Annotated in this window: 5 protein-coding genes; 3 read left to right on the plus strand and 2 right to left on the minus strand. The window is 59.8% G+C overall.

Features of this window, described 5'->3' with window-relative positions; all coding sequences use genetic code 11:
- Positions 1-152: 152 nt before the first annotated feature.
- Entirely contained in the window at positions 153-1,004 is an 852-nt protein-coding gene (locus DCO47_RS25285) for a glycine betaine ABC transporter substrate-binding protein (RefSeq protein WP_042607581.1), read from the minus strand.
- 297 nt (positions 1,005-1,301) lie between these two features.
- Here DCO47_RS25285 and DCO47_RS25295 point away from each other — a divergent pair, with 297 nt between their 5' ends.
- Complete coding sequence (locus tag DCO47_RS25295) at positions 1,302-2,897, plus strand: beta (1-6) glucans synthase (protein WP_116659178.1); 1,596 nt, start codon at positions 1,302-1,304, stop codon at positions 2,895-2,897.
- An 88-nt stretch (positions 2,898-2,985) separates the two neighbouring features.
- Here the strand turns inward: DCO47_RS25295 and DCO47_RS25300 are convergent, their stop codons facing one another.
- Positions 2,986-3,354, minus strand: coding sequence for a hypothetical protein (locus tag DCO47_RS25300; protein ID WP_116659179.1), 369 nt, complete (start codon positions 3,352-3,354; stop codon positions 2,986-2,988).
- A gap of 224 nt (positions 3,355-3,578) precedes the next feature.
- On the opposite strand from DCO47_RS25300, the gene DCO47_RS25305 reads away from it, so the two are divergent.
- Entirely contained in the window at positions 3,579-4,877 is a 1,299-nt protein-coding gene (locus tag DCO47_RS25305; RefSeq protein WP_064365440.1) for a hypothetical protein, read from the plus strand.
- Entirely contained in the window at positions 4,870-5,658 is a 789-nt protein-coding gene (locus tag DCO47_RS25310) for a VacJ family lipoprotein (protein WP_024012144.1), read from the plus strand. Before DCO47_RS25305 ends, DCO47_RS25310 begins: the two co-directional genes overlap by 8 nt.
- Positions 5,659-5,793: the final 135 nt, after the last annotated feature.

The raw sequence follows: 5,793 nt of genomic DNA on the forward strand, positions 1-5,793 counted from the left end.
GGTCCACGAGCCTTCTTCTGTTTGCCGCACACCAAAGTCAACGGTTGGAGTGAGCCTACTTGCGATGGCTTCGTGTCAGTCGACATTGCTCTCAACTGACGGAACGCTATCGCGAGCAGGCTCACTCCTACAGGGGTGTGGCGGGATTTAAATTATTTGGTCCAGTCAGCCACGCGATCCGGGTGTTTGGCCACCCAGTCCTTGGCCGCTGCATCAGGCTTGGCGCCGTCCTGAATCGCCAGCATCACTTCGCCGATTTCGTCTTTCGAGGCCCACTGGAAGTTCTTCAGGAACTTGGCCACTTCCGGTGCCTTGGCTTCCAGGCCTTTGCTGCCGATGCTGTTGACGGTTTCAGCCTGGCCATACACGCCTTTCGGGTCGTCGAGGAAGCGCAGTTTCCACTTGGCGAACATCCAGTGCGGCACCCAACCGGTGACGGCGATGGATTCGTTTTTCTTCTCGGCGCGGGTCAGCTCGGCAATCATGCCAGCGCCGGAACTGGCCTTGAGGCTGTACTTGTCCAGACCATAATCCTTGATCGCCTGATCGGTCTTGAGCATCACGCCTGAACCGGCGTCGATGCCGACAATGCGGTTTTTGAAGGTGTCGTCGGTTTTCAGGTCTTCGATCGATTTGGCTTTGACGTACTCAGGCACGATCAGGCCGATTTTTGCGTCCTTGAAGTTCGGGCCGTAATCGACGACCTGATCCTTGTTTTTCGTCCAGTAGTCACCGTGGGTCACGGGCAGCCAGGCCGAGAGCATGGCGTCGAGTTTGCCGGTGGCTACGCCCTGCCACATGATCCCGGTGGCGACGGCTTGCAGCTTCACGTCATAACCGAGTTTCTGTTTGATCACTTCGGCCGCCACGTGGGTGGTCGCGACGCTGTCGGACCAGCCGTCAACGTAACCGATGTTCAGGGTCTGTTTTTCAGCGTTGGCGAAAGTGGAACTCATCGCAAGCACCAGAGCGGCACCTGCGCCTAAAAGTCGTCGCATCTTCATCGTTTACTTCCCCGAAATGCTGCGCCCGACGGATGCCGGGCATCGTCAACGTATTGTTATGGTGCACAGCGCCCCCATCACGCCGGACCTCACACACCGAACATCAGCCGATTTTTCAAAAAGGGTACTGATGGTTTGATCATCAACCTCAAGCGGCAGGCGACCTGCTCTGTCAGCGACCTCAAGGCAACGAGAAACGACATCAGAAAGCCATTAATCAACCAAGATTAATTGACGCCAGACAATCCGCCCGAACTTTGCATGTACAACGCCTGCAAGCCCCCTGCCCCTCTATAAATGCAGGTAACATGCGTCGCTTTGCAGCCACTCGGCCCGACCATGTCCGCTACGTTCCGATTTCCTTTTCTGCCTTATCTGTTCGCCTGCCTGCTCGGGCTGCTGGCCCTTGGCGGTTTCTGGTACGGCCTCGGCCAACCGGTGATCCTGCCCGACGCTGCAACGCCGACGCACAAGCTGCAATGCGCCTCGTACACGCCGTTCGACAAGGACCAGTCGCCGTTCGACGTGCCGTTCAAATTGCGCCCGGAGCGCATGGACGCCGACCTCGCGCTCCTGGCGACGCGCTTCGAATGTATCCGCACCTATTCGATGACCGGCCTCGACGCTCTGCCCGATCTGGCGCGCAAGCACGGTCTGAAGTTGATGATCGGCGCCTGGGTCAACAGCAACCCCGTGGATACCGAGCAGGAAGTCGAGCTGCTGATCAAATCCGCCAACGCCAACCCCGACGTGGTGACGGCGGTGATCGTCGGTAACGAGGCGCTGCTGCGCAAAGAGGTCACCGGCGCGCAACTGGCGCGGCTGATCAACAAGGTCAAAAGCCAGGTCAAGCAACCGGTGACCTACGCCGACGTCTGGGAATTCTGGCTCAAGCACCCGGAAGTCGCGCCCGCTGTGGACTTCCTGACCATTCACCTGCTGCCATACTGGGAAGACGATCCGTCGAACATCGACGTGGCGCTGCGGCATGTGGCGGATGTGCGTCAGGTGTTCGGCAACAAGTTCGCGCCCAAAGACGTGATGATCGGTGAAACCGGCTGGCCGAGCGAAGGCCGTCAACGCGAAACCGCCGTACCGAGCCGGGTCAACGAGGCGAAATTCATTCGTGGATTCGTGACGATGGCCGAGCAGGAAGGCTGGCGCTACAACCTGATCGAAGCCTTCGATCAACCGTGGAAGCGCGGCAGTGAAGGCGCGGTTGGCGGCTATTGGGGACTGTTCGATGCCGATCGCCAGGACAAGGGTGTACTCGCAGGGCCGGTGAGCAATGTGCCGTACTGGAAAGAATGGCTGGCGGTCGGTGCTGTGATTCTGCTCGGCACGCTGATCCTCGGTGGTCGCGTTCGGTCCACACGTTCGGCGCTGCTGCTGCCGCTGCTGGGCGCCGTCGCTGCTTGCTCGATCGGAGCCTGGGGCGATCTGGCGCGGTTGACCACGAGGTTTGCCGGCGAATGGCTGTGGGTCGGTTTGCTGACCGGGTTGAATCTGTTGGTGCTTGCCCATGCCGCGCTGACGTTGAGTGCCCGTAGCGGATGGCGCGCGCGAGCTTTCGATTTCCTCGAGCATCGCGCCGGCTGGCTGGTCGCAGCGGCCGGTTTTGCCGCGGCGGTGATGATGCTGGAAATGGTCTTCGATCCACGTTATCGCAGTTTTGCCAGCATGGCGTTCGTGCTGCCGGCGCTGGTTTACCTGAGCCGCCCGGTGAGTGTGCCGCGCCGGGAGATTGCGTTGCTGACTTTCATGGTCGGTGCGGGGATCGTGCCGCAGTTGTATCAGGAAGGATTGCAGAATCAGCAGGCGTGGGGATGGGCGCTGATCAGTGGATTGATGGTGGTGGCATTGTGGCGCTGTCTGCGGGTTCGCAACGGCTGAGCAAGATCAAAAGATCGCAGCCTTCGGCAGCTCCTACAGGTGTACGACATGCAACTGTAGGAGCTGCCGAAGGCTGCGATCTGTTCTGTCACGCGTTGCGTGAGGATCTGACCAAGCGCAACCCGGCAATCACTACGGCAAGCACCGCCAACGTCGTGTTGTACAAGGCCAGGGCCGGCAACCCGAACACCAGCGCCAGCACCGCCAGCCACCACCCTGCCCGTCCGGGCACGACAAATCCCAACAGCGCTACGCCTACCGCCGCCCAGCCCAGCACCTTGAAATGAATCATCAGCCCGAGGTTCGAGCGCACCGCGCATTCCCAGCGACTGGCCTCGTCGACACAGATGCCCACCCACTGTCCGTCTTCCATGAAGCCGTAACGCGCGGCATAACTGGCGGCCAGCCACAGCGGCAACAAAACGAGCAGCACAATCACGGGCAAGCGGCGGGACATGGAGCACTCCAATCTGCGGAAATCGGCGGCCAGCTTAATCTGCCGGCCGGCATTCGCAAGCACTAACAACTGTTAACTGTTCAGCGAGCCCTCGCAACGTGTATCGTCCAGCTACTATTACCCCGAATTCCGCCTGTTTGGTGCCGCAGCATGGCACTTTGGCGCTTGGCCGGTGGTCATAGCCTGCGAACTTCAATCGGCACCTTCCTCTAAGGGATCTAGTCATGCTCCGTTCCTTGCGCTTCGCCGCGCTGTTCAGCGGCCTAATTTTGAGTGCGTCCGCGCTGGCGGTGGATATCGACGCCGCCAGTTATGGCTACCCGCTGACCAACCCGTTCGAGGCGACGATCGCCACGACACCACCGGACCTGCGTCCGGAGTTGCCGCTGGACGACGACATCACTCAGTCGGATCGCAGCCTCACCCTGCGCCCGGAGCGTGAATTCCAGCTGCCGGACAATTTCTGGGCAGTCAAAAAACTCACCTACCGCATCGCCACCCAGGACAAACCGGCGCCGCTGATCTTCCTGATCGCCGGCACCGGAGCGCGCTTTGACAGCACGCTCAACGAATACCTGAAGAAGTTGTATTACAAGGCCGGCTACCACGTCGTGCAGTTGTCCTCGCCGACCAGTTTCGACTTCATCAGCGCCGCTTCGCGTTTCGCCACCCCGGGCGTGACCAAGGAAGATGCCGAAGACATGTACCGGGTGATGCAGGCCGTGCGGGCGCAGAACCCGAAACTGCCGGTCACCGAGTACTACCTGACCGGTTACAGCCTCGGCGCCCTGGATGCTGCGTTCGTCGCGCATCTGGACGAAACCCGCCGCAGCTTCAACTTCAAGAAAGTCCTGCTGCTCAACCCGCCGGTCAATCTCTATACCTCGGTGACCAACCTCGACAAGCTGGTGCAGACCGAGGTCAAGGGTATCAACAACAGCACCACTTTCTATGAGCTGGTGCTGGCCAAACTGACCCGCTACTTCCAGCAGAAAGGCTACATCGACCTCAACGATGCGCTGCTGTATGACTTCCAGCAGTCCAAGCAGCATCTGACCAACGAACAGATGGCCATGCTCATCGGCACGTCGTTCCGCTTCTCGGCCGCTGACATTGCCTACACCTCAGACCTGGTCAACCGTCGCGGTCTGATCACCCCGCCGAAATTCCCGATCACCGAAGGCACCAGCCTCACGCCGTTCCTCAAGCGTGCGCTGCAATGCGACTTCGACTGCTACATCACCGAACAGGTTATTCCGATGTGGCGCGCCCGCACCGACGGCGGCAGCCTGCTGCAACTGATCGATCAGGTCAGCCTGTATGCGCTCAAGGATTACCTGCACGACAGCCCGAAAATCGCCGTGATGCACAACGCCGACGACGTCATCCTCGGCCCTGGCGACCTGGGTTTTCTGCGTAAAACCTTCGGTGATCGCCTGACCGTTTATCCACTGGGCGGCCACTGCGGCAACCTTAACTACCGCGTCAACAGCGACGCCATGCTGGAGTTCTTCCGTGGCTAAATATCTCCTGCTGATTGCAGCGTTCCTCTGTGCAGGCGTGGCCCAGGCCGACAACAGTAAAGCCGACGCACCGGTGGTGGTCGACAGCGACGGTTTCAAGGAACCGCTGACCAAACTCAAATTCAACCCGGGCCTGGACCAGCGCGAGTTCGAGCGCTCGACGCTCAACGCGCTGAACGTCTATGACCCGCTGGAATCGTGGAACCGTCGGGTCTACCACTTCAACTACCGTTTCGACCAGTGGGTGTTCCTGCCGGTGGTCGATGGCTATCGCTACATCACGCCAAGCTTTGTGCGTACCGGGGTGAGCAACTTCTTCAACAACATTGGTGACGTGCCGAACCTGGTCAACAGCCTGCTGCAGTTCAAGGGCCAGCGCTCGATGGAAACCACCGCGCGCCTGCTGCTCAACACCACGATCGGCATCGCCGGCCTGTGGGACCCGGCGACCGCCATGGGCCTGCCGCGCCAGAACGAAGACTTCGGGCAGACCCTGGGCTTCTATGGCGTGCCGGGCGGTGCGTACTTCGTACTGCCGATCTTCGGCCCGTCGAACATTCGCGACACTGCAGGTCTTGCCGTGGATTACACCGCCGACACTGCGATCAACTTCCTCAATGTCGCGGAAGTCAGCTCCAACCATCCGGAAGTCTGGGCACTGCGTGCGATCGACAAGCGCTACCAGACCAGCTTCCGCTACGGTCAGATGAACTCGCCGTTCGAGTACGAGAAAGTGCGCTACGTCTACACCGAAGCACGCAAGTTGCAGATCGCCGAGTAATTTCGGCGGGTACAAAAAAGGGCCATTCGATGCGAGTCGAATGGCCCTTTTTCATGGCATCACACAGATCAAATTGTAGGAGTGAGCCTGCTCGCGATAGCGGTGTACCAGTCACCACCTGTCCGGCTGACAAAC

It is taken from the genome of Pseudomonas sp. NDM (genome assembly GCF_003105095.1).
In the GTDB taxonomy this organism is placed as follows: Bacteria; Pseudomonadota; Gammaproteobacteria; order Pseudomonadales; family Pseudomonadaceae; genus Aquipseudomonas; species Aquipseudomonas moraviensis_A.

Bases quoted from the DNA above. Each gene is read 5' to 3' on its own strand.
- DCO47_RS25285 (WP_042607581.1), bottom strand. From the start codon at position 1,004: ATGAAGATGCGACGACTTTTAGGCGCAGGTGCCGCTCTGGTGCTTGCG.
- DCO47_RS25295 (WP_116659178.1), top strand. From the start codon at position 1,302: ATGCAGGTAACATGCGTCGCTTTGCAGCCACTCGGCCCGACCATGTCC.
- DCO47_RS25300 (WP_116659179.1), bottom strand. From the start codon at position 3,354: ATGTCCCGCCGCTTGCCCGTGATTGTGCTGCTCGTTTTGTTGCCGCTG.
- DCO47_RS25305 (WP_064365440.1), top strand. From the start codon at position 3,579: ATGCTCCGTTCCTTGCGCTTCGCCGCGCTGTTCAGCGGCCTAATTTTG.